Origin of the sequence: Leifsonia tongyongensis (genome assembly GCF_010686705.1) — a bacterium.
GTDB lineage: Bacteria > Actinomycetota > Actinomycetes > Actinomycetales > Microbacteriaceae > Diaminobutyricibacter > Diaminobutyricibacter tongyongensis.
The window spans coordinates 697,423-718,395 of record NZ_JAAGWY010000002.1; the positions used below are offsets into that span (position 1 = coordinate 697,423).

At 67.6% G+C, this 20,973-nt stretch carries 20 protein-coding genes and 1 tRNA gene; 3 read left to right on the forward strand and 18 right to left on the reverse strand.

Annotated elements, in window-relative coordinates:
• Positions 1-96: 96 nt before the first annotated feature.
• Positions 97-1,080: a DMT family protein gene (locus G3T36_RS11290; RefSeq protein WP_338031556.1), complete on the reverse strand. Its 984-nt coding sequence runs from the start codon at positions 1,078-1,080 to the stop codon at positions 97-99.
• 40 nt (positions 1,081-1,120) lie between these two features.
• On the opposite strand from G3T36_RS11290, the gene def reads away from it, so the two are divergent.
• Entirely contained in the window at positions 1,121-1,687 is a 567-nt protein-coding gene (gene def / locus G3T36_RS11295; protein WP_163289870.1) for a peptide deformylase, read from the forward strand.
• Positions 1,688-1,693: 6 nt separating this feature from the next.
• On the opposite strand, the gene G3T36_RS11300 is transcribed toward def, so the two are convergent.
• From G3T36_RS11300 to dusB, 15 genes are all read right to left on the reverse strand, one after another.
• The gene (locus G3T36_RS11300; protein ID WP_163289871.1) at positions 1,694-2,584 is read right to left on the reverse strand and encodes a sensor histidine kinase; all 891 of its coding nucleotides are present in this window, start codon (positions 2,582-2,584) and stop codon (positions 1,694-1,696) included.
• A 58-nt stretch (positions 2,585-2,642) separates the two neighbouring features.
• Complete coding sequence (locus G3T36_RS11305; protein WP_163289872.1) at positions 2,643-2,945, reverse strand: SHOCT domain-containing protein; 303 nt, start codon at positions 2,943-2,945, stop codon at positions 2,643-2,645.
• Between the two features lie 156 nt (positions 2,946-3,101).
• A complete protein-coding gene (locus G3T36_RS11310; protein WP_163289873.1) occupies positions 3,102-3,764 on the reverse strand; it encodes a response regulator in 663 nt (220 codons plus the stop codon).
• On the reverse strand, positions 3,761-4,981 hold the full coding sequence (locus G3T36_RS11315; protein ID WP_163289874.1) for a sensor histidine kinase: 1,221 nt from the start codon (positions 4,979-4,981) through the stop codon (positions 3,761-3,763). The genes G3T36_RS11310 and G3T36_RS11315 overlap by 4 nt, the downstream gene beginning before the upstream one ends.
• Positions 4,982-5,097: 116 nt before the next feature.
• A tRNA-Asn gene (locus tag G3T36_RS11320) sits at positions 5,098-5,170 on the reverse strand.
• A gap of 93 nt (positions 5,171-5,263) precedes the next feature.
• On the reverse strand, positions 5,264-6,274 hold the full coding sequence (locus G3T36_RS11325) for a D-isomer specific 2-hydroxyacid dehydrogenase family protein (protein WP_163289875.1): 1,011 nt from the start codon (positions 6,272-6,274) through the stop codon (positions 5,264-5,266).
• Positions 6,271-7,149 carry an ATP-binding cassette domain-containing protein gene (locus G3T36_RS11330; protein ID WP_163289876.1) on the reverse strand — a complete coding sequence of 293 codons (879 nt, stop codon included), beginning with the start codon at positions 7,147-7,149 and terminating at the stop codon, positions 6,271-6,273. The genes G3T36_RS11325 and G3T36_RS11330 overlap by 4 nt, the downstream gene beginning before the upstream one ends.
• A gap of 9 nt (positions 7,150-7,158) precedes the next feature.
• Positions 7,159-8,850 carry a dipeptide ABC transporter ATP-binding protein gene (locus tag G3T36_RS11335; protein WP_163289877.1) on the reverse strand — a complete coding sequence of 564 codons (1,692 nt, stop codon included), beginning with the start codon at positions 8,848-8,850 and terminating at the stop codon, positions 7,159-7,161.
• Positions 8,847-9,821, reverse strand: coding sequence for an ABC transporter permease (locus G3T36_RS11340; protein WP_420811048.1), 975 nt, complete (start codon positions 9,819-9,821; stop codon positions 8,847-8,849). Before G3T36_RS11340 ends, G3T36_RS11335 begins: the two co-directional genes overlap by 4 nt.
• Before the next feature lie 139 nt (positions 9,822-9,960).
• A complete protein-coding gene (locus tag G3T36_RS11345; RefSeq protein WP_163289879.1) occupies positions 9,961-11,055 on the reverse strand; it encodes an ABC transporter permease in 1,095 nt (364 codons plus the stop codon).
• Between the two features lie 94 nt (positions 11,056-11,149).
• On the reverse strand, positions 11,150-12,784 hold the full coding sequence (locus G3T36_RS11350) for an ABC transporter substrate-binding protein (RefSeq protein ID WP_163289880.1): 1,635 nt from the start codon (positions 12,782-12,784) through the stop codon (positions 11,150-11,152).
• A gap of 150 nt (positions 12,785-12,934) precedes the next feature.
• On the reverse strand, positions 12,935-14,857 hold the full coding sequence (dnaG, locus tag G3T36_RS11355) for a DNA primase (protein ID WP_163289881.1): 1,923 nt from the start codon (positions 14,855-14,857) through the stop codon (positions 12,935-12,937).
• Positions 14,858-14,917: 60 nt separating this feature from the next.
• Complete coding sequence (locus G3T36_RS11360) at positions 14,918-15,937, reverse strand: DUF4282 domain-containing protein (protein ID WP_163289882.1); 1,020 nt, start codon at positions 15,935-15,937, stop codon at positions 14,918-14,920.
• Between the two features lie 97 nt (positions 15,938-16,034).
• A complete protein-coding gene (locus G3T36_RS11365) occupies positions 16,035-17,306 on the reverse strand; it encodes a deoxyguanosinetriphosphate triphosphohydrolase (RefSeq protein ID WP_163289883.1) in 1,272 nt (423 codons plus the stop codon).
• A 3-nt stretch (positions 17,307-17,309) separates the two neighbouring features.
• The gene (dusB, locus tag G3T36_RS11370) at positions 17,310-18,500 is read right to left on the reverse strand and encodes a tRNA dihydrouridine synthase DusB (RefSeq protein WP_163289884.1); all 1,191 of its coding nucleotides are present in this window, start codon (positions 18,498-18,500) and stop codon (positions 17,310-17,312) included.
• Positions 18,501-18,533: 33 nt separating this feature from the next.
• Between dusB and G3T36_RS11375 the strand changes: the two genes are divergently transcribed.
• Both G3T36_RS11375 and G3T36_RS11380 read left to right on the forward strand, forming a co-directional pair.
• Entirely contained in the window at positions 18,534-19,046 is a 513-nt protein-coding gene (locus tag G3T36_RS11375) for an aminoacyl-tRNA deacylase (protein ID WP_163289885.1), read from the forward strand.
• A gap of 716 nt (positions 19,047-19,762) precedes the next feature.
• Positions 19,763-20,080, forward strand: a complete 318-nt coding sequence (locus G3T36_RS11380; protein WP_163289886.1) for a DUF559 domain-containing protein — start codon at positions 19,763-19,765, stop codon at positions 20,078-20,080.
• Positions 20,081-20,133: 53 nt separating this feature from the next.
• On the opposite strand, the gene G3T36_RS11385 is transcribed toward G3T36_RS11380, so the two are convergent.
• Positions 20,134-20,289, reverse strand: a complete 156-nt coding sequence (locus tag G3T36_RS11385) for a hypothetical protein (RefSeq protein ID WP_163289887.1) — start codon at positions 20,287-20,289, stop codon at positions 20,134-20,136.
• The gene (locus G3T36_RS11390) at positions 20,286-20,957 is read right to left on the reverse strand and encodes a DsbA family protein (protein ID WP_163289888.1); all 672 of its coding nucleotides are present in this window, start codon (positions 20,955-20,957) and stop codon (positions 20,286-20,288) included. Before G3T36_RS11390 ends, G3T36_RS11385 begins: the two co-directional genes overlap by 4 nt.
• Positions 20,958-20,973: the final 16 nt, after the last annotated feature.

Here is a 20,973-nt window from a genome sequence, read left to right on the forward strand (position 1 = left end):
ACAAGTGGAGTGATCCCTACGTTTGTGGCCGGGAAGGAGGATCCGGCGCCTATTTCGCCACCGGACGACCGCTTTCCGGCTGGCTGATTCAATGGCTTAGTCTAAGCCGGACGGACGCACTGTGTCGGCAGCCTTCGTCGCGACAGCTTCCAGTGTCGGCGTCGCGTCGACGGATTGCGGATGGTATTTCGCGAGCAGGAAGACGCCGTAGATCGCGATCGCCCCTGTGACGACGAACCCGATTCCCGCCCACAGCGGCGCCTGCGACGCTTCTCCCAGGATGACGATGCCGATGGTCACGGCGACGACGGGGTCGATCACGGTGAGGCCTGCGATGACGAGGTCGGGCGGACCTGCCGAGTAGGCGTTCTGCACGAAGTAGGCGCCGAGCGCGGCGGCCGTCAGGAGGGAGAGGATGCACAGGACGAGCAGCCAGTCGACCTGTTGCTGGACCAGCCGCGCGATCGTCACTTTCGCGAGGGTGGCGACGAAGCCGTACAGCACGCCGGCTCCGACGATGTACATGAGCGCCTTGAACCGCGAACGGAGGAAGAAGAAGAGCCCGCCGAACACGATCAGCACGACCGCCAGGATGATCAGGATGAGGATGAGGTCCCTGTCCGTCACGGGCAGCTCGCGTGCGAAGAACGCGGCGATCAGCACGAAGGCTCCGACTCCGCCGACGCAGAGGCAGATCGCGATGATCGAGCTGCGATTCAGGCTGACGTGGCTGACGCGGGCGTTCAGGATGGCCGTGATCACGAGTGCGACAGCGCCGAGCGGCTGCACGACGATCAGCGGCGACAGGAACAGGCTGACCAGCTGGAAGACGATCGCGAGACCGAGCATGAGGGTGCCGATCACCCACGACGGGCGCCGGAGGAGCAGGAGAAGCTGCTGCCCGCTCAGGCCGCCTCCGGCCATGTCGGGAGTGGTCGCTTCCACCTTCGCGACGCCGTGGTGCTGGAGTTGTGCGCCCACCGAGAGGAAGCACGCGCCGACCAGTGCGATGGGGATGCCGAGGAACTGTTTGGGTTCGAGGGCGAGCTGCCCCATCGCATCCGCCAAGTCCACACTCACCCCACGACCATACCTAGTTTCGTGCCGATATTCTTGCTGAATGGCCGTCCTTCCGATCCGGATCTCCGGAGACCCCGTGCTCCACTCCCCCGCAGCTCCCGTCACCGATTTCGGCGATGACCTCCGGACTCTCGTCGACGACATGTTCGAGACGATGGATGAGGCGCCGGGAGTCGGACTGGCGGCGCCGCAGGTGGGTCTGCCGCTTCGGCTCTTCGTCTACGGGTGGACGGACGACGAGAACGTGCTGCACCGCGGCGTCGCGATCAACCCGGTGCTGTGGATCAGCCCGGCGCCCACCGGCGAGCCTGACGAAGACGCCGACTCGGAGGGGTGCCTCTCGTTTCCGGGAGAGCGCTTCCCGCTCATCCGCTCGTACAGCGCCATCCTGGAGGCCGTCGGCCTCGACGGCACACCGTTCGAGGTGCGGGCGGACGGCTGGCTGGCGCGCATCTTCCAGCACGAGTTCGACCACCTGAACGGCGTCATCTACGTCGATCGTCTCCAGCACCCGCACGGGAAGGCGGCGGCGAAGGCATCCCGCCGCAACAGCTGGGGCGTGCCCGGCCTCAGCTGGACGCCGGGCGTCGACCACCTCGAAGACTGACCGCCGTCAGCGGCCCAGGTTCACTCCGTGGACCCCGTTGTGGTACCGGAGCGCGGGGAACACCACGGAGACCGAGAATCCGACGCCGGGCACCGTCTTCGCCGACAGGATTCCGCCGAAGAGCTCCGCGCGCTCGCGCATCTCGGTGATGCCTGCGCCTGAGATCGACTCGGTGAGCGCCTTGAGGTCGTCGTCGATCGTGTACTGCGTCGCCTCCGAGACCTGCGCATCGTCGAGCCCAGCGCGCCGCGCCGCAGCCCGGATGCCGTCGTCGTCGACCGTGACCTGCAGGCCTTCGCCGGTCCAGCCGAACCCGACCCGCACATCCGTTCCCGCCCCGCCGTGCTTGAGCGCATTCTCCAGCGTTCCCTGAAGGATGCGGAACACGGCCAGCTCGGCGCCGGGACGCAACTCGAAACGGTCACCCGTCTCTGTGAACGTCACCTGGAGACCGGCCTCACGCATCACCCGGAACAGGTCACGAGCCGAGTGCAGGCTCGGCTGCGGCACGGAGACCGCTTCGCCTTCGCGCACCACGGACTGCACCCGCCGCATGTCGGCCAGGGCATCCCTCGCATGCGATTCGAGTGCCGCCGTCGACCGCATCGCCGAGCCAGGGTCGGACTCGGCGGCGTAGCGGATGCCTCCGGCCTGGGTCACGAGGCGCGACACCGACTCGATGGCGACATCCTGAAGCTCCCTGATGATGCGCATCCGCCCCGCCTGTTCGGCGAGTTCGAGCTCACGATCGATGCGCGTCCACTCCGTTTCGATGCGCTCATCGCTGCGCCTGCGGCTCGACGACCGTGCCAGCAGCCAGAGCACCAGGAACACGACAGCAGCGACCAATGCGGCGATCGTGATGATCGCCGACAAGCCGTTCGACAGCCCTAACATGAAACTCCCTCTGGGCCGCGCGGGGAGCGTGCGGCCCAGAGGAGTCTACCCAGCGCGCTCAGGAACCGTTCTGGCGGTTCGCCCTCAGCACTTCGAGGCGCGCCCGGTACTCGGTCTCGTCGATGTCGCCCTGGGCGTAGCGTTCGGCCAGCGTCTGCTCGGCCGCCCGGGTGCCCGAGTTCCACCCGCGGGGTCCGTACCCGGCTGCTGCGGCGCGGCGCCAGCGGCGTCCGAAGAGCCCGAAGATCAGGAAGAAGAAGCCGATCCAGAAGAGCGGGATGAGCAGGAAGAACCAGGGGAATCCGAACCCGACCCAGGGTGTCGCGCAGACGACGGTCGCAGTGGCGAGTGAGGTGAACATGATGAGGCATCCAATCGGTGGGTGGGGATCCGCGGTGTGCGAATCGATGCCTCCAGCCTCGCCGGGCGCCCGCGTTCGCGAATCCGCCGGCCGGAGTGAATCCGGCTACTCCCCCGGGAGCATCCGACCGATCAGCGGGAGCACGCGTCGCCCGGCCTACTGCCAGCCGGGCTGGACGAGCCCGGTCTCGTAGGCGACGACCACGAGGTGAACGCGATCGCGGGCATCCAGTTTCGTCATGATGCGCGAGACATGCGTCTTCGCCGTGAGCGGGCTGAGGAAGAGCTCTCCGCCGATCTCGCTGTTGGTGAGGCCGCGCCCGACCAGGGCGAGCACCTCCCGCTCGCGGTCGGTGAGCGCGTCGAGCGTGGTCGTCGCAGGGGCGGTCTTCAGGCCGCCGGCCACACGTTCGAGCAGGCGCTTGGTGACGCCGGGCGAGAGCAGCGCATCCCCGGCCGCCGCCACGCGCACTGCGCGGATCAGGTCGACGGGCTCGGTGTCTTTCACGAGGAAGCCGCTCGCGCCCGCGCGGATCGCCTGCGCGACGTACTCGTCGAGCTCGAAGGTGGTGACGATGACGATGTGCGTCGCCTTCAGCGCCGGGTCCCCCACGATCTGCTCCGTCGCCCAGAGGCCGTCACCGTCGGGCATCCGGATGTCCATGAGCACGACATCCGGCCGGGTGACGCGAGCCTGTTCCACGGCTTCGCGCCCCGTCGATGCCTCCGCGACGACGTCGATGTCCGGCTCGGCGTCGAGAAGCGCATGGAAGCCGGCACGCACGAGATGCTGGTCGTCGGCCAGCAGGACGCGGATCACCGGGTTCCGCCTTCGGCCGGCTGGGCGAGCGTTCGGATGGGGATGCGCGCGCTCACGCGGAATCCGCCGTCGGGCAGGTTGACCGCGTCGAACCGCCCGCCGAGGAGTTCGGCTCGTTCGCGCATGCCGAGCAGCCCGCCGCCCTCGTGGTCGGCCGAGGTGTCGACGCCGCGCCCGTCGTCGGTCACAGTGAGCACGTAGTCCTGACCCTCCTCGGCGAGTCGGATACGCACCGTCGTCGCCTGCGCGTGCCGGCCCACATTGGTGAGCGACTCCTGCACGACGCGGTAGAGGGCCAGCTGCACCGCGGGGGCGGGCGTCGTCGTGATGGCGTTGTCGAAGGTCACGTCGAGGCCGGCGCGCTCGTACGTGGTGACGAGGACCGGGATCCGCGCCAGATCGGGCTCCGGCGAACGGGCGGCCTGCTCCCCCTCGGTGCGAAGGAAGCCGAGGACCCCCCTGACCTCCTCGAGCGCCTGCCCGCTGGTCGTCCTGATCGCGGCCAGCGCCTCCTTCGCCTTGTCGGGCTGGGTGTCGAACAGATGGAGGCCGACGCCCGCCTGCACGCTGATCTGCGAGAGCGAATGCGCGAGGACATCGTGGAGTTCGCGGGCGATGCGCACCCGCTCCGCCTCGGCGGCCGACACGCGGCGGGCGGCAACCTGCCGAGAGAGCTCGCGGTACCGTTCGCGCCGGTTGCGGATCGCTTCGCCGACGCCGACGAGCAAGGTGAGGACGAGGGCGGTGATGAGCGGTCGGATGAGGGCGAGCGTCGTGCCCGTGACCAGGTAGGCGGTGAGGGGGCCGAGCACGGCGAGGCCGGCGACAGTCCCCCACGCCCACGTGCGAGCGCCGCGCACGACCGCACTCACCACGGCGAAAGCGAGGGGGACGGCGGCGAACGGCGGGCCTGCGCCCAGCGCGATGGCCGGCGTGCACAGGACGCCGATCGCGACGACCACGCGGCCGGGCTGTGAGCGGGCGAGAAGCAACAGGAACGACGACGCGAACGCAGCGAGCATCGCGATCACCAGCAGGGTGCTCGGCCACTCCTGGAGCACGATCGCCACGCCCGGCAGCTGGAAGATCAGGGCCACGAGGACGGGGAACCACCGGGCACCAGGCGGCCGCCTGCCCTGCCAGTTCGGCGGGCCACCCCAGCTCGGCCGCTCCCCGGCATGGCTCGACCAGCGCTCGTCGGGCTGGCTGGGTGGCATCTCCCCATGGTAGCCAGCGAGCCTGAGCGTGTAATCGGCCCGCGAGCCCAACCTCGGATACTCCCGCGGGAGTAGTCGACAAAGAAGGCCCGGAGAGTGGAGTCTCCGGGCCTCAGCTCCCCGACTTGGACTCGAACCAAGAACCTGCCGGTTAACAGCCGGCTGCTCTGCCAATTGAGCTATCGAGGAATGCTTGAACAGCGTAGCTACTTTATCAAAGGTTTCGGGTCCGCAAAATCGACCACGACCTCCGCGCGCGTCGGGCGCCGTTCACCTGCCGTTTCAGTAGCCGGCCGCCGGGTCGACCAGGCCGACGAAGCGCCCGCCGCCGAGGAAGGCCCCGACATTGATGCGGATGCGCTCGGCCAGCAGCGGCGCCGTCATCTCCGGCGTGTCCGCCGAATGGGGCGTGATCAGGCACCGCGGTTCGTCCCAGAGCGGATGACCGTCCGGCAGTGGCTCGGGATCCGTGACGTCGATACCCGCACCGGCGATCCGGGCGGAGGCCAATGCATCCACCAGCGCGTCGGTGTCGACGAGCCCGCCACGGGCGATGTTGACCAGGTACGCCGTCTCTTTCATCGCCTGCAGTTCCGGCGCGCCGATCAGGTGTCGCGTTCCGCCGGTGAGGGCGGCAGCCACGATCACGACGTCGGCATCCGGGAGCACCGCATCCAGCTGATCCGCCTGCACCGTCCTGAGGGCCCCGGCCACCGGTTCGGCGGACCGGCGCACGATCGTGATGTCGACGTCGAACGGCTCGAGCAGGCGCATGAGCTCGAGTGCGATCCCGCCCGCGCCGATGATCACGACACTCAGGCCGTACAGCGAGCGACCCTCGGGCACCGTGCTCCAGCTCGTCGCGACCACACGCTTCGGCAGCACCCGCAGGAGCGCGAGGGTCAGAGCGAGGGCGTGCTCGGCGACCGGTTCGGCATACGCGCCCTTGGCGCTCGTCCAGACGAGGCTCCGTAGATTCTCCGTCGCGAGCACATCCGCAAACGCGTCGACGCCCGCGTACGGGAGCTGGACCCATCCGATCTTCGGATGCGCGTTGAGCGCCTCGCGCAGTTCGGCTTCCGCCGTGTACGAGAGCCAGATCAGCCCGCGGGTGTCGTCGTCGAGCTCCGCCACCGTGCCGCCCCCGTCGTTCACCGCTTCCACGAACAACCGGCTCGGACGGGGAAGCACGGCGATCGGGCCCGGCTCCGGCCGGTCGGCCTCCGGAAGCGACGTGCCCTCCTCGGCTACGACGGCGCGATGCTGGCCCGGCCTGCGCGGGTGGGGTGTCATGCCTGGCCCTCCATCGTTCTGGTGCGGTCGCCGGTCGCCGACTGCGGGCGACTTTCCTTGCGCTTCTGGGGTGGCTTGAGTGCCGTCGCGAGTCCGCTGACGAACGGGTGCTCGGGAGCGGCCAGCACGTCGTCGATCGGCCCGTAGCCGACGACCCGCCCCTCGTGCAGGACGGCGGCGTTCGTGGTGACCCGGCGCAGAACGGCGAGGTCGTGACTGACGATGATCGCGGAGAACCCGCGATGCTCGCGAAGCTGCCCCAGGAGGTCGATGACCGCGTCACGGACCGTCGCGTCGATCCCGGCCGTCGGCTCGTCGGCGACGAGAACCGACGGTCCGAGAACGAGCGCCCGGGCCAGGGCGACACGTTGGCGCTGGCCCGAGCTCAGCTCGTACGGGTACTTGGTGAGCACGCTCAGCGGCAGGTGGACGGTGTCGAGCATCGTGGCTGCTCGCTCCCCCGCGGCCCGCCGGCTGTAGCCGTGATCGCGTTCGAAAATGGGCAGCGAGACGTTCTCGGCGATGGTCAACGTCGGTTCGAGTGTGTTCGCGGCCTCCTGCTCGAGGAAGCCGACGTGGAAGGTGATCTCGGAGATGTCGCGTTTCCTGGCGCGCCGGAGCGAATGGCCGAGCACCGTCGCATCCCCGCCCGTGATCCGGGGGCCGGGGTCGGTCGCGCGCTTCGGGATCCCACGGCCGGACAGCACACGCGCGAGCGTCGACTTGCCCGACCCGGTCTCGCCGAGCAGGCCCAGGATCTCACCCGGCTCCACTCGGAGGCTGACACCGCGGAGGGCGACGTGGGCTGCACTCGCCCCCCGCGCGGGATATTCGACCGAGAGGTCACTGACGACGATCGCGGGAACTGGACTCACACTTCGACCCTAGGCGCTTTGCTCCTTCAACGCGCGCAGGGCGGCCCGGCGTTCGGCCTGTTCCACGGGGTTCGGCACCGGAAGCGACGCCAGGAGCCGTTGCGTGTACGGATCCTGTGGCGCACCGAGCACCTGTTCCCCGGTGCCCTCCTCCACGAGCTTGCCCCGGTGAAGCACCGCGATGCGATCGGCCAGCAGGTCGACGACGGCGAGGTCGTGGCTGATGAACAGCGATGCAAACCCGAATTCCTTCTGCAGTTCCGCGAAGAGTTCGAGAACCCGAGCCTGCACCGAGACGTCGAGTGCCGAGGTCGGCTCGTCCGCGATGAGCAGGGTCGGCTCGAGCGCGAGCGCCCGCGCGAGACTCGCCCGCTGGCGCTGCCCGCCGCTCAGCTCGTGCGGGAAGCGGTCGCCGTACGCACGTGGGAGCTGGACCGCCTCGAGCAGATCGTCCACTCGTCCCCGCGCGGCTGCGGGGCTCTGCGCGCGGCCGTGCACAACGAGCGGCTCGGCCACGCACTCGGCGATGGTCAGCAGCGGGTTGAAGCTCGAGGCCGGATCCTGGAAGACGAACCCGATGTCGCTGCGCACCTTCTTGAAACGGCGCTCCGACACCCCGTTCATCTCGATGCCCAGGACATCGAGCGAGCCACCGGTCACCTTGGTGAGACCGCCGATCGCCCGTCCGATGGTCGTCTTGCCCGAACCGCTCTCCCCCACGAGGCCGAGCACTTCGCCCGCACGGATCTGGAGGCTCACCCCGTCGACGGCGACGAAGCCCGGCCGGCCCATCCGCCCGGGGTACTGGATGCGCAGATCGGTCGCCTTGACGACCGGCTTCACGTCATCCCAGCCCTCGTGGCGCGTCTCGGCGCGTTCGCGCGTCTGCAGCGCTCCCTGACCGATGTGCGGGACGGACGCGAGCAGTCGCTTGGTGTACGGATCCTGCGGCGAAGCGAACAGGGTCTTCGCATCCGCCTCCTCGACGACCTTCCCCTGGTACATGACCGCGACACGGTCGGCGAGGTCGGCGACGACCCCCATGTTGTGCGTGATCAGGACGATCGCGGCACCGAATTCGTCGCGGCACCGGCGCAGCAAGTCGAGGATCTCGGCCTGGACGGTGACATCGAGCGCCGTCGTCGGCTCGTCGGCCACGATGAGACCCGGATTCAGGACCAGGGCCATCGCGATGACGACGCGCTGCTTCTGGCCGCCCGAGAATTGGTGCGGATAGTACTTGTACCGCAGCTCGGGATCGGGGATGCCGACCCGGCCCAGGATCTCGATCGCCTTCTTGCGAGCCGCGGCCTTCGACAGCTTGCCGTGGGCCCGCAGGCCCTCCTCGATCTGCCATCCGACGGTGTAGACGGGATTGAGCGCCGTCGACGGCTCCTGGAACACCATTGCGACATCGGTGCCGCGCACCTCGCGCAGGTGGCGCTTCGTGAGGCGAACGATGTCGGCTTCCGTACCTCCGTCACGACTGCGCAGGATCACCGCACCCGACGCCGTCGCCGTCTCCGGAAGGAGCCCGAGAATCGTCTTCGCGGTGACGGTCTTGCCACTGCCGCTCTCGCCGACGATCGCCAGCACTTCACCGGGCCCGACATGAAGGGTCACGCCATCGACGGCCTTGACCGCACCGGCGTCCGTCGAGAAGGAGACGGCCAGATTGTTGATGTCCACGATGTCGGTCATGGCCGAACCCCGATTCCGTGTTCGTCGAAACTCTCTCCGCCTTCGAGACCGTCCAGACCGCCGGGGCCCGCCGTGAGGGTGCCACCGGGAACCACCGAGGTCTCGGCGACCTCACCAGCCGCCATCGCGACCGCGCGGCGACCGCGCAGACGCGGGTCGGCGAGGTCGTTCAGGCTCTCGCCGACGAGGGTGATGCCGAGGACGGCGAGGACGATCGCGACACCGGGGTAGACGGCCGTCCACCAGATGCCGCTGGTCACATCCGCGAGCGACTTGTTCAGGTCGTAGCCCCACTCGGCAGCGGACGTCGGCTCGATGCCGAAGCCGAGGAAGCCGAGGCCAGCGAGGGTCAGGACCGCCTCTGAGGAGTTCAGGGTGAAGATCAGCGGAAGCGTGCGCGTGGAATTGCGGAACACGTGGCGGAACATGATGCGCGAGTTGCTGGCGCCGATCACCTTCGCCGACTCGACGTACGCCTCGGCCTTGATCCTCACCGCCTCCGAACGGATGACACGGAAGTACTGCGGAATATAGACCACCGTGATCGAGATCGCGGCCGCCATGATTCCACCCCACAGGTTCGACTGGCCGCCGCTGATCGCGATCGCGACGACGATCGCCAGCAGCAGGGACGGGAAGGCGAAGACCGCATCAAGGATCACGACCAGGACCCGGTCGAGCCAGCCACCGAAGTAGCCGCTGATGAGACCGAGGAAGATCCCGGCGAAGATCGACAGGACGACCGCGACGATGATCACGAGGATCGCGGTCTGGGCGCCCCAGAGCACACGCGAATAGACGTCGTAGCCGCCCACAGTGGTGCCCCAGATGTGAGCGGGGCTCGGCGGCTGCTGCGACCCGAACGGCCCGCTGGCATCGCGCAGCTGCGCGAAACCGTACGGGGCGATGACCGGTGCGAAGATCGCGACGAAGATGAAGATCGCCGTGATGACGAGGCCGACGACGAGCATGCCACGCTGCAGGCCGACGCTCTGGCGGAACTGGTGGATGACCGGGATGCGGTCGAGAAGACTGCGCTTGGGCGGTGCGGCAACGACTGCGGCTGCGGCTTCGGTTTCGGTTTCGGGCTGAATCGACTGCTCCGACATGTCAGTACCTCACTCTCGGGTCGATGAGGGCGGCTATGACGTCGACGATGAAGTTCGTCAGCGCGACGATCACGGCGAGCAGGACCACCATGCCCTGCACGGCCACGTAGTCGCGCGACAGCAGGTACTGCACCAGCTGGAACCCGAGGCCCCGCCACTCGAACGTGGTCTCGGTGAGGACTGCGCCGCTCAACAGGATGGCGATCTGGAGGCCGATCACGGTGATGATCGGGATGAGGGCAGGCTTGTACGCGTGACGGCGCACGAGGCGGTACTCGCTGACACCGCGGGAGCGGGCCGCGTCGACGTAGTCGGTGGAGAGCGTGCCGATGACGTTCGTCCGCACCAGGCGGAGGAACACGCCCGCCGTCAGCAGACCCAGTGTGATCGCCGGAAGGATGGCATGCTGGAGGACGTCGGTGGTGACAGCTGGATCACCGGTCAGGAACGAGTCGATGAGGTAGATGCCCGTCTTGTTCGGGAGCGTCTGCATCTCGAGTTCTGAGCTCGTGGATGCGCGGCCGGCGACCGGCAGCCAGTTGAGCCAGATCGAGAAGATCAGTTTCAGCATGAGGCCCGCGAAGAACACTGGTGTCGCGTAGCAGAGGATCGCGAAGATCCGCAGTGACGCATCCCGACCCTTGTCGCGGTAGTAGGCGGCGACCATTCCGAGCGGGATGCCGACGATGAACGCGACGATGAGCGCATAGAAGGCGAGCTCCAGGGTGGCAGCACCATAGGTGAGCAGCACGTGGACGACCGGCTGGTTGTCGCTCAGCGTCGTGCCGAAGTCACCCGTGAAGACGTGCCCGATGTACTCGAAGTACTGGACGATCAGCGGGCGGTCGTAGCCGGCCTGGTGGATGCGCTCGGCGAGCTGGCTCGGCGTAAGTTTGCCGCCCAGGGCGGCGGTGATCGGGTCGCCTGTCGCACGCATGATGAAGAACACCACGGTGACGAGGATGAAGATCGTGGGAATGATCAGGAGGGCACGGATTACGATGTAGCGCCCCAGACCACCCCCCGAGCCTTTGGATCTCTTCGTGGGAGAAGGGGCGGCCTCCGCAGGGGCGGGGCCGGTGACAGTCGCTGTCATTCTTGCCAATCGTGAGGGAACCGATAGCGAGGGGGCGGCCCGCTTTCGCGAGTCGCCCCCCAGCTTCGTTAGGCGATTCTACCGGTCGTCAGGCTCAGCCCTTCGACATCGCTCCGTACCGGAACTTGAAGGAGGCGTCCAGCGTCTTCTGGGTGCCGGAGACATTCTTGCCCGTGATCGCGACCTGTGCACCCTGGAGCAGTGGCAGTGTCGGCAGGTCGGCCGCGACCTTGGTCTGGATCTGCTCGATCAGCTGCGTACGAGCCGCCTTGTCCGTCGTTCCGATCTGCTTGGTGATCAGATCCTGGACCTCCTTGTTGCTGTAGTGGTTCACGAGGAAGCTGTCAGCGGAGAAGAACGGCGTCAGGTAGTTGTCGGCGTCGGAGTAGTCCGGGAACCAGCCGAGCTGGTACTGGGGATAGGTGTCCTTGACCCGGTCCTTGCTGTACTGGACGTACTCGGTCGACTGGATGTTCACCTTGAACAGGCCACCCTGCTCCAGCTGGTCCTTGACCATCGCGTACTCGTCGCTCGACGAGGGCCCGTAGTGCGAGGGCGTGTACTGGATGTTCAGTGTGACCGGGGTGGTGACACCGGCGGCCTGGAGGGCGGCCTTCGCCTTGTCGAGGCTCGGGCCACCGTTGCCGTCGCCGTACTGATCCTTGAGCGGTGTGATCGCGCCCGTCAGGCCGGACGGGACGTACGAGTACAGCGGGGTGTACGTGTCCTTGTAAACCTGCTTGGCGATGGCCGCGCGGTCGACGAGGTCGGCCGCTGCCTGACGAACGGCGAGTGCCTTCTTCGGGTCGGCCTGCGGTGTAGCTGCTCCAAACGGCATCGTGTTGAAGTTGAACACGATGTAGCGGATCTCGCCACCGGGACCGTCGACGACCTTGACGTTCTTATCGGTGCGAAGGCTCGCGATGTCCGTAGCGGAGAGGCTGCGGTACGCGACGTCGATGCCACCCTTCTGGATGTCGAGCTTCATGTTCGACGGGTCCGTGTAGTACTTGACGTCGACCTTGTCGGTCGCCGGCTTGCCGAGGAGACCCTTGTAGCCTGGGAACGCTTTGTACGCCACGAGGCTGTTGAAGTTGTAGCTCGTGATGGTGTACTGGCCGGCGAACGCGTCACCCTTGACGATGTCGGTGTCAGAAGTGACCTTGTCCGGAGAGAAGACCTGCTCGTCGACGATCGGGCCGGCGGGGCTCGAGAGCACCTGGGCGAAGGTCTGGTCGTTCGGCACCTTGAGGTGGAACACGACGGTAGTCGGGTCGGGAGCGTCGGTCGACGCGAGGTTGGCAAGCAGGTAGGACGGCCCATTGGCGTCGTTGATCTTCGTCTGGCGGTCGAACGAGAACTTCACGTCGGATGACGTCAGGTCGTGGCCGTTCGCGAACTTGAGGCCCGGCTTGAGCTTCACGGTGTACTCGGTCGGCGACGTGAACGACGCCGACTCTGCGATGTCCGGCTTCACGTCGGAGGAGCCGTACGGCGTGTTCATGAGGAACGGGTACACCTGGTTCATCACGGCGAACGAACCGTTGTCGTACGAACCGGCGGGGTCGATCGAGGTGATCTTGTCGGTGGTTCCGACGGTGAGCGTGCCGGAACTGCCGGAGCTCGAGTTGTTGGCGTTGCCGGAGCAACCTGCGAGCACGATGGCCGTCGCCGCGAATGCGGCGGTAACGGCTAGAGCGCGTCTGCCGCTCGTGTGGGCGGATCTCATTTTCCGATTACCTCTTCCTGGTGTGGGGTCAGCCAGCCCGGTGGGCAGCGCTGTGCGCACCGCCGGACTGCGTTGATTCTTGATAACACAGAATCAGCGTGCCATCGAACCGTTTCGGCGATTCGTAGCGAGATCTTTACTCTGACGCATTTATTCGTCGCGCAGCTTGCGCCGGTCCGCTTCGATCTGCACGAGTTCGCGCTGGAGTGCGGTATAGGCGTCACGCTGCTCCGGGTCGGCGCGCTGGAGTCGCCCGAGAAGGTCGGCTTTTCGTCGCAGGAGGTCGCGCTCGATCAGCGAACTGGTGACACCGCGCACGTAGGCGGTCAGCTCCTTTTCGGAACGCTCGGGAATGGGCGCGACACCCAGTTCAGTGACCAGCGTCGAGAACGGCGCAGGCACCTCGTGGGCGACGCGAGCGAGCCAGTCGGGCGAATCCATGGTGTCCAGCGTCGTCGCGATGCCGTCGCGCACGACAGCGAGGCTCTGGTTCGCGAAGGCCGTCTGGGTCGCCCTGCGGGTGAGGTCGACGCCGACCATCGCGGGGTACTGGAGCATGGCCATCAGCGCATCGCGTTCGAGCCGCGTCGCGTGGTCGGTCGGGAGGGTGACGAGGGACGGCCCGTCGGCGACCGGAGGTCGTCCGGGTGTCGCCGGGGTTGCATCGGCCCCCGACCGCTGCCCGCTCGAACGTGCCTGCCCGGTCAATTGGGCCTGGGAGCTGCCGCCGCTCGAATGTGCCGGGGCCGGCGTGCTGCTCGAACGAGCAGCGGACACGGCCCTGCTCACCTCGGACAGCTCTAATCCGAGCATCCGCGCGAGCTCACGGGTGTAGCCGGGGCGCAACGACGGATCGCGGATATCGGAGACGACCGGGGCTGCCGCCCGCAATGCGGCGACCCGGCCCTCGACGGTGTCCAGGTTGTAGTTCGACAGCACCTGTTTGATCATGAACTCGAACATGGGCTTCTTCGAGTCGATCATCCGCCGGACCGCGTCGTCGCCTTTCGCGAGGCGCAGGTCGCAGGGATCGAGGCCGTCAGGCCCGACGGCGACGTAGGTCTGCGCGGCGAACCGCTGCTCCTCGGTGAAGGCGCGCATCGCCGCCTTCTGGCCGGCGGCATCCGGGTCGAATGTGAAGACGACCTCGCCGAGACCGGAGTCGTCGCCCAGGACTCGCCGCAGCACCTTGATGTGGTCGACGCCGAACGAGGTGCCGCAGGTCGCCACGGCAGTGGTGATGCCCGCGAGGTGGCAGGCCATGACATCGGTGTACCCCTCGACGACGACGACCTGGCGGCTTCGGGAGATCTCGCGCTTGGCGAGGTCGAGGCCGTAGAGCACCTGGGCTTTGTGGTAGACGGGTGTCTCGGGGGTGTTCAGGTATTTGGGTCCGTTGTCATCGTCGAGGAGTTTGCGCGCGCCGAACCCGATCGTCTGGCCGGTGACGTCGCGGATGGGCCAGACGAGCCTGCCGCGGAACCGGTCGTAGACGCCGCGATCGCCGGCGGAGACCAGTCCGGCGGACGCCAGTTCATCCTGGCTGAACCCGCGCCCGCGAAGGTGTTTCGTGAGCTCATCCCAGCTCTTCGGCGCGAACCCGATGCCGAAGTGTGCTGCCGCGGCCGCGTCGAACCCTCGCTCGCCGAGGAAGCGGCGCCCGACATCGGCTTCGGGTGCGGCGAGCCTGTCGGCGAAGAACTCCTCTGCTGCGGTGTTCGCGGCGAGGATGCGCGCGCGGTTGCCGAGCTCCGGTGTGGCGCCGCCGTCTTCGTAGTGGAGGGTGAGGCCGACCTTGCCTGCGAGGCGTTCGACGGCTTCGGTGAAGCTGACGTGATCCATCTTCTGGAGGAACGAGTACACGTCGCCGCTCTCACCGCAGCCGAAGCAGTGGTACATGCCGACCTGCGGGCGCACATGGAAGCTGGGGCTGCGTTCGTCGTGGAACGGGCACAGGCCTTTGAGGGAGCCGACACCTGCAGGACGGAGGCTGACATAGTCGCCCACGATGTCGGCGATGTTGGTGCGGGCTTTGACCTCTTCGATGTCACTCTGTCGAATTCGGCCGGCCATAGTCTGATTCTACTGAGCGGACCGACATCGACGGTCTCGCGTGTGGCGTGGTCAGAGGTCCTACTTCCGTCGTGGACGCGTGTTCTCGGCGATGGCGACGACGGCCACGAAGACCTCGATCGCGACCCGGAGCAGGAGGATGGCCAGCGCGCATCCGACGACCGTGAGAATCAGGCCGAACAGGAAGACGAACGCTCCGAGGAACGAGTGCGTGGCGATCCCCTGGCCGAGCCAGTAGATGAGGGAGAGGATCGTGCTCAGCCCGATCAGGACGAGGCCGACGACGTACGCCGGGCCCGCCAGTTTGCGCGTCACGTAGCGGGTGAAGGTGAAGTCGAAGAGTGCGGAGAAGAAACCGTCATTGTCCAGACGTTCTGCGAACACTTCAGTTATCGTTCTCGCGGGCGGCGCGGCCTGGTGGGCGGCCGGTGGCTCGGTGGTGAACGGACGCTCGGGGGCGGGCTCCGCCGGCTTCTCGGGGGCGGCCTCCGCCGGCTGCTCGGCGACCGGCTGCGCGGACGCGGGCTGCGCCGGCTGCGCGGCGACCGGCTGCGCGGACGCCGGCTGCGCCGGCTGCTCGGCGACGGACTGCTCAACCGCTGGCTCTGCCGGCTGCTCAGGTGCCTGCTGGACGGGGGTTACCGCGGGAGCGGCCTCCGTTACAGCCGTCGCCTGAGCCGACGCTGCCGGGGTCGTGGCAAGGATCTCTGTATCGTCGACGGTCGGCAGCACTTTGGTCTCGGCTGTTTCGCCCGTTCCGGCACTCGCTGGGGTGGCCGTCGGAGGCGTTCGCGGTGCCCTCTGCCGAGGGGCGCCTGCGCTCGCGGCCGCCGTGGTCCCGGCCGCCTTACCCGCAGCCGCCTTACCCGCAGCCGCCTTACCCGCTGCCGGCGTGCCCGCTGCCGGCGTGCCCGCTGCCGGCGTCCCCACGGCCGGCTTGCCCGCGGCGGGCTTGCGGGGCGCGGCCTTGCGTGGTGCGGCCTTGGGCGGCGTCGGTGCCGGGGCGGCCGCGCTGCCGTTCGCGGCGTCGGCGCCCGTTGCGGGTTCGTCGCCACTCGTCGGCGGTTGTGGCGCGCTCATCGTTCCTCCTGTTGACCGTCATTCTCAGCGTCGAGCATCGTCTCAGCATCCAGCAGAGTGCCCGGGGGCACAAGGCCCCAGGCCTCGGGGCCGTTCGCTAATGCTGTACCAGGCGTTCGTACCATGCAAGCGCGGACTGGTCGGTCAGGCTCGCGACCTGGTCGACGACGACACGCTTCCGTGCAGCGTCGTCCGGTGCGGCGTTCCAGTCTTCGGCGAACCCGGCATCGAGTTCGAGCGGCCCGCTCGCAAGCAGCACATCGGCGAGCGTCGAGAGCACCTGGCGCTGCTGGGCGTAGATGGGCTGGCGTGTGTTGCGCGACATGACGAACGTCGCGACGATGCCTTTCAGCACGGCGATCTCGGCCTGGATCTCTCTCGGAACCACGACGCCCGCCCCGAACCTGATGAGGCTCTCCTTTGCGGCTGCTTCGCGGGTGGCTCGCGTTGCGGCGCCCGCGAACCGCCCGATCAGCTGGCTCGTCAGGTTCTTCAGCCGGGCCTGTGCGCGGCGGCTGGAGTCCCATCCGTCGAGCCACACATCGAGCGTGTCGAGACGATCGAACGCTGCGATGAGTTCGTCGTTGCTGAACTCGCCTCCGATCCATTCGTACATGGACGCGACGAGTTCGTCGTGCTCGACGCGACGACCCAGGGCCTGGACGTCGATGTACCCGTTGACCACGGCATCCTCGAAGTCGTGCACGCTGTAGGCGATGTCGTCGGAGAGGTCCATGACTTGCGCCTCGATGCAGCGGACCCGCTCCGGCGCGCCCGCACGCATCCATTCGAAGACGGGGCGGTCGTCGGCGTAGAAGCCGAATTTGGCACGCCCGCTCGGATCGGACACGGACGAGGATGCCGGCCACGGGTATTTGCAGCTGGCATCGAGGCTCGCACGGGTCAGGTTGAGACCATACGCCCGCCCATCGTCGCCGAAGACCTTCGGTTCGAGGCGGGTGAGGAGGCGGAGCGTCTGCGCGTTGCCCTCGAACCCTCCGATGTCGCTCGCCCAGTGGTTGAGCGCACGCTCGCCGTTGTGCCCGAACGGCGGATGCCCGATGTCGTGGGCCAGGCACGCGGTGTCGACGATGTCGGGATCGAGATCGAGGCTCGTGGCGAGTTCGCGGCCGACCTGGGCGACCTCAAGCGAGTGCGTGAGGCGGTTGCGGGCGAAGTCGAGCCCCGCAGTGGGGCTTAGCACCTGTGTCTTCGCGGCCAGGCGTCGCAATGCGGATGAATGGAGGAGTCGGGCGCGGTCACGCGCGAAGTCGCTTCGACGGCTCGAATGCTGCTCGGGGAGCCAACGCTCGCGATCCTCCGGCGCGTAGGCCGGTGATCCGGGTTCGGGCCGACGAGTCTCGGTCAACGACTACCCTCCACTGTTGTTCAGTTCTGCTTCAGCAAGTTCGACCTTCTGGTACCCGTGGAGCTCGCGGCTGGCGAGCCACCCGTCGGGCAGCGCCGGGTTCTTGGGGGTGCCTGCGCGCCCTCGCGGCCCTTCGGCCCCTTCGCCAGGGTAGGGCTGATTCCCGTCGAGCGTGGCGAGCAGGTCGTCGAGCTGCTGGAGGCTCTCGACGGTGGCGAGGCTCGCGCGAAGGTCTCCTCCGACCGGGTAGCCCTTGAAATACCACGCGACGTGCTTGCGGATGTCGCGGCAGCCGCGCTCTTCGCTTTCGAAGAACTCCACGAGGAGCTCGGCGTGCCTGCGGAAGGTCGCCGCCACCTGGCCGAGAGTCGGATGCGCCTGGGCGGCCGCGGCGATCTCGGGGTCGAGTTCGCCGGATCGAGCGCGGAAGGCCGCAGCGAGGTCGCCGAACAGCCAGGGACGCCCGAGGCAGCCGCGACCGACGACGACGCCGTCGCAGCCTGTCTCGTCGACCATCCGGATCGCGTCGGCCGACGACCAGATGTCGCCGTTGCCGAGCACCGGCGTGCCGGTGATCGTCTCCTTCAGCCGGGCGATCGCAGACCAGTCCGCGTGCCCGGAGTAGAACTCGGCCGCCGTTCTGGCGTGCAGGGCGATCGAGGCGACCCCCGCGCCTTCCGCCGCCTTCGCGGCTTCGAGGTAGGTCAGATGATCGCTGTCGATGCCCTTGCGCATCTTCACGGTGAGCGGAATGGGGCCGGCCGCCCGGACTGCACCTTCGACGATGTCGCGGAAGAGACCGAGCTTCCAGGGAAGTGCTGCGCCACCGCCTTTGCGGGTGACCTTCGGAACGGGGCACCCGAAGTTGAGGTCGATATGGTCGGCCCGATCTTCGGCGACCAGCATGGTGACCGCCTCGGACACCGTCTTCGGGTCGACCCCGTACAGCTGGATCGAACGAGGCGTCTCCGACTCGTGGTGGGTGATCAGGCGCATCGACTCGGGAGTGCGCTCGACCAGGGCGCGCGACGTGATCATCTCGCTGACGTAGAGCCCGGCGCCGAATTCGCGGCACAGCCGGCGGAAGGCGGTATTCGTGATCCCCGCCATCGGCGCGAGCACGACGGGTACGTCGAGGGCCAGCGGACCGATGGTCAACTGGGGTGCTGGGCTTATCGTTGCTGTGGCAGACATCTCATGCAATTGTCCCAGAAAGCGGCTGCGTAAATGACTCAGGACCCTCAGGCAGTGGATGGATCGGACGAGACGGCCATCAGCGGGCGCGCCAGAGCGGAGGCCGACGCGGCCTCGCGGGGTGTCCCCATCCGGATCATCGAGCGCCCCGCCGCACGCAGCCTCGAGGAGGCCGCCGCCCTTCTCGGCCTCGAGCCGTCCGGGATCGTCAAGACCCTCGTCGTCAAGCGCAGCGACGGAACGTTCCTATTCGCACTGATCCCGGGCGGCCGGAAGATCTCGTGGCCGAAGCTCCGCGCGCTCGTGGGCGTGAACAAGCTGCAGCTCCCCGACGCCGCCGTGGCCCTGGAGGCGACCGGCTTCGAGCGGGGCACGATCACGCCCTTCGGCAGCACGAACGCCTGGCCGGTCTACGCGGACAGCTCGATCGTCGGCCACGAGATCGCGATGGGCGCCGGGGCCCATGGCCTCTCCCTCTTCGTCGACGCCGACGCCCTCATCGCCTCGTTCGACGCCACGGTCGCCGACATCACCGACCCCGAGTAGCGCTATTCGGCACGTAATGTGGGTCGCTGCCGTTGTACACCCACACAATTTGCGCAACCGGCGGGCCTGTGGATGGATTCCGTCGTCCGCGGGCAGATCTCGGCAGTATTGATCGGGTGAACGCGCGAGATCCACTGCCAGCACTCTTGTCGTCTGAACCGTTCTCGACGATGGCGGCCCGGTCCGCAGGAGTGCGAGCGTCCCGTCTGCGCGCCGCCGACCTCCATCGGCCGTTCCACGGGACGCGGGTGCGGCAGGACCCTGACGCGGAGCTCGGTTTCGTGGGACGATGCCAGGCATTGCAGACCCGGATGCGCGATCACCACTTCTTCAGTCATGCGACGGCTGCTCGACTGCTGGACCTGCCGCTGTCGCGAGACGAGCACCGCTCCGCCTCTCTCCAAGTAACCGCTCTCGCACCGCATCCGATCCTTCGCAGACAGGGCGTGATCGGACACCAACTCGCCGTTTCGCGCACAGCCATCGCCGAGGTGCTCGGGCTTCGGGTCGCCCGACCCCTGGAAGTGTGGTGCGAGCTAGGGGCTCGTCTTGCAGTCGACGACCTGGTGGTACTCGGCGATGCGCTCGTCCGCCGTCGCAACCCACTGGCCACGCTCGAAGAATTGCACCTCGCGACCGTATCCGCGTCCGGTCGACCGGGAAGGCCGCGACTCGCGCGGGCGCTCCGGTGGGTCCGACAGGGAGTCGACTCCCCGATGGAAACGAGACTGCGACTTCATCTGCGCGACGCGCGACTTCCCGAGCCGCAGGTCAACGCGCCGATCGAGGACTTGTACGGCGAATTTGTGGCGCTCGGCGACCTCGTCTACCCCGAACACCGGGTCGTCGTCGAGTACGACGGCGGTCATCACCGCACGATCGAAGACCAGTACAACCGCGACATCGACCGCGAGTACAAGATTCGGTCCGTCGGGTGGGAGCTGATCCGACTCAACAAGTCGCATCTTCGCAACCGCGCCGCCGTCGCGAAGGCTCGCGTCGCTGCTGCGCTCGACGCTCGAGCCTGCAAATAGTGCTAGTGCTCTCGAGCAGCACGAGCAATTTCTGACAAACCGCCGCGCCGAGGTTACGGGAGGGGGATGGTGCAGGCGTCGCCGTCGCAGGCGGCTGCGGCTGCGTCGCCGAGGGGGATCAGCGCGAGGGGCACGAGCGTGAGGGGCGCAGGCGCCGCGTCCACGAGCGCAGGCGCAGGCGCCGCAGTCGCATCGGACGCGGCGGTCACGCCGTCACCTCAGCCTTCTCGGACCAGACCTGCTCGAGGACCTGAGCGAAGGTGGCCGCCTCCTGCGCACCGGAGACCCCGTAGCGTCCGTCGATCACGAAGAACGGCACGCCCTGGATGCCATACTCGACCGCTACCGACTGGTCAGTGCGCACATCCGAAAGGTATTCGTCCGCCTCGAGCGCCTTCACGACGTCGTCCCGGTCGAGACCGATCTCGGCGGCCAGGTCGGCGAGGTCGGCGACACGCCCGACGTGGCGCCCCTCAACGAAGTAGGCGCTGAACAGGCGCTCCGCCATCTCGAGCTGCCGGCCGTGCGCCTTGGCGTAGTGGAGCAGCTCGTGCGCTTTCACCGTATTGGTGTGCTTGAGCGCGTCGAAGTCGTAATCGAGGCCGACCGCTCCGGCGATGCCGCGGACCCGCTCGAGCATGGGCTGCACCTGCGACGCCGGAATACCTTTGTGGCCCGAGAGGTAGTCGATTTCGCTTCCGTCGAAATCGACGGGCGTATCGGGCGAGAGCTCATAGCTGTGGTACTCGACGACCACACCGCGGTCGTCGCCCGCACCCGAGAACAGCCCGCTCCCCGCCTCGAACTTGCGCTTCCCGATATAGCACCAGGGGCAGGCGATGTCGGACCAGATGTCTACTTTGATGGGTTCACTCACGCAGATGACAACCGGA